This window comes from Okeania sp. SIO2B9 (assembly GCF_010672505.1).
Lineage (GTDB): Bacteria > Cyanobacteriota > Cyanobacteriia > Cyanobacteriales > Microcoleaceae > Okeania > Okeania hirsuta.
The window spans coordinates 1-3,272 of record NZ_JAAHGK010000890.1 but is presented as its reverse complement, the minus strand read 5'-3'; the positions used below and the strand labels follow the sequence as shown (position 1 = coordinate 3,272).

General features: G+C 37.0%; 2 protein-coding genes. Both read right to left on the bottom strand.

Annotated elements, in window-relative coordinates; genetic code table 11:
• Positions 1 to 698, bottom strand: a 698-nt coding sequence (locus tag F6K13_RS25040) for a Crp/Fnr family transcriptional regulator (protein WP_205127475.1), incomplete at its 3' end; no start/stop codon positions are given.
• A 1,062-nt stretch (positions 699 to 1,760) separates the two neighbouring features.
• Positions 1,761 to 3,272 (bottom strand): 3'-5' exonuclease (locus F6K13_RS25035; RefSeq protein WP_287288712.1); only part of this gene is annotated, 1,512 nt, incomplete at its 5' end.

The window sequence follows — 3,272 nt, the reverse complement described above, 5'->3', positions numbered from 1 at the left end:
CAAGCAATAGAATAATTATGTAGGACGATCGCACGTTGAGAGCGACTAATCAGACCATCTCTTTCTAAGCGTTTGAGGGCACGAGATAGAGTTTCTGGGGTCAACCCTAACTCAGCAGCTATTTCTTTGAGAGGTCTATCTAAATTGACAGATGTCTGGTTAGAAAGTCTAGCTATCTGGCATAAATATTGAAGCACTCGTTCGTGGGCAGTCTTGATATCCCGTAATTCTAGATGGTGTTGTAGGCATTGATTTTTTCTGACTAAAATTGCCATGAAATCTTGAGCTAGGTCGGGATAGCTATGCAAAGCTGCTAAAAAATGTTTCTTCGGATAAACCATTACTTGTGAGGCTGTTTCTGCGATCGCTGTATTGGTATATCTGCTAGAAAAAAGTGTTGTCTCGGCTAAAATATCTCCTGCTGTAGCAGTACATAACCTAACTATTGTTCCACAACTTTTGTAGCGCACTATTTTAAGTCGCCCAGTTTTGACAATAAAGACTGCTTGAGCTGAGTCTCCCTGCCAGAATAGTTTTTGCTCTTCTGACAACTCTCGCTTGGCGATCGTTTGACGTAAATCAGAAGGAAGGATATCTATATCTAAGAGCTTCGTCGGCACTTTTGCTTCTCCTGTCGAGTGAGATTTATCAGTTTTTTTGGAACGATTATTCCAGAAATAACAAAGAAAATCACACAAATTTCAGCATTAGAAGTTTATTAAAGAATGTCATAACAGGGTATTTTCCAGTTGTGGACAATCCGATCCAAACTTCTATAAATTGATAATTGATGGTTATTTTTTGTTTATATAACTACCCTAGCAATAACAGAATGCTCAGTCAAGTATATTAGCTTTCATTCAAATAAGTTATTAATTATTGCCAGTTTAGAAGCAATTTATATACTATTAATCAAATTCTCATTATTAATTTATTTGTTTCTCATCATTAATTTAACTTTGATATTAAAGTCAAAGCTTTTGATATAGTTCTTAATATTGTGTCTAGTTGAATACCCACAAATAACTGTTATTCTCGAATAGGAAATAAGGTCAATTCAGTTATCAGTTATATCAAATCCGGTAGCATCAGTATAAAATCTTTTGAAGCGAGGAAGACCGAGTCAGGAGGACTGAGTCAGGAGGAGAGAGAATCACAAAGATTTAGTAGTTATGACGATTGGAGAATTTTTTGATGTCCAATTCCCCCGGATTTGATATTAGAGACTGTTTGTCAACAAAAGATTAAGTAGTGGACTGACACAGCTAAAACTTTGCAATAGATTTTTGTTTCTATAGCAATGTGCGCTGGCATATTTACAAATTGTAGGAATTGTCCAATAGCTAAAAGTTTGATCTTATCAGCTTTTTATTCCCCCTTCCGGAGCTGTTGCCTGCACACAGCGCTATAGTCCACTACTGGACTTTTCCCTTATGGGTTTAATATCATGTTCGTTTAATTAGCGATAGAACTCCGTTCTGCGCTCCGCGTTAACGCAGTTGTGCGCCAGCAAACAAAAAACTTTCTTCTCCTGACTCCTGACTCCTGACCCCTGACTCCTTCTTCAATGTTACCAGATTTAATATCATTATCCGGATGTGAGACCGGGGAATTTAGAAATAGAATAGGGAAAATATCAGGAACAGGCAAGATGCTCATTCCACTTCCACTTCCACAAAACTATTAAAATCCCAAGCGCATTTATGCAACACCCTGACTCCTTCTTCAATACTTTCTTCTCCTGACTCCTAACTCCTTCTTCAATATTCCAACTTTTCCATCGGTGCAGTTTTAGGGTCAATAATTTTTTTACTTTTACCAAATTTGATACCTAAACTCAGTTTTTGTCCTCCACCAAAAACATTAGTTACCTGTCCTACTCCAAAACTTTTGTGCATCACCTTCTCGCCTACTTGCCAATTTTCTCCTTGATTATTTGCCGATTTTTTGACAGTATAATTTTTAGTATTTTTGCTTTGACGACGGGAACGATAAATTACCTTTTTCATCCCATTAGTATTAATCAAATCTTCCGGTAACTCAGCCAAAAATTGAGATGGAACTGCGACATCTCGCGCTCCCCAAAACTGTCGCCTTTCAGTAGCATAAGAAATAAATAATTGTTCCTGCGCCCTCGTAATTCCTACATAACAAAGTCGCCTTTCTTCTTCCAAAGACAAAGGGTCATTTTTACTGCGAAAATGAGGTAATAAACCATCTTCCAAACCAACCATAAAAACCACCGGAAATTCCAAACCTTTAGCCGAATGTAAAGTCATTAACGACACAGCTTCCTGCCCATCTTGTAGATTATCTAAATCAGAAGCTAGAGAAGCATTTGCCAAAAAACCTCCTAAACTTGTATCCTCATTATCCTCTTGAAATTGAGCAACAGCACTACATAATTCCCCCAAATTTGCCAGTCGATTATCTGCTTCTTCCGTACCCTTTTTTTTCAACTCTTCAATATAACCAGAAGTCTCCAAAATTCCTTCAACAATTTCAACCGCCGTCAGATTTTCTACTTCATTTTGCCAGTGCTTAATTATGTCAGCAAATTTATTCACAGCCTTTGAAGAACGACCAGCCAAAGTATTAACAGAAGTTTCATCATTAATAATTTCCCACAAAGGTATTCCCATCTCCAAAGAAGCATTTACCAAAGTATCAATAGTCGCCTTACCAATACCCCTTCTCGGAGTATTAATAATTCTGAGCAAACTAATAGTATCAGCCGGATTAGCAATAACCCGCAAATAAGCCAAAGAATCCTTAATTTCCTTCCGGTCATAAAATCTCAATCCGCCAATTATCACATATTTAATATCATAATGAATCAAAGCTTCTTCCAAAGCGCGTGACTGAGAATTAGTCCGATAAAGTACAGCAAAACTGCCTAAATCTAACTCTGGGTTTTGGTCTGTAAGTTCCTGAATTTTACTACAAACAAATTCCGCTTCTTCTAACTCACTTTCCCCCTCATAACAATAAATTTCTTCCCCTAAACCTCTCGTTGGTTTGAGAATTTTATCAATACGTTGAGTATTATTTTCAATCAACTTATTCGCTACTTCCAGAATATTTTCTCGCGACCGATAATTCTCCTCCAATTTAATCATTGTCCGGGTATCTTCATCCGCCAAACCATCTCCAAAATCATGTTGAAAATCTAGCAAAATTGTATAATCTGCCATGCGGAAAGAATAAATAGATTGGTCTACATCTCCAACTACAAAAACAGAACGATTTTCCCATTTATTAAAATATTTAGA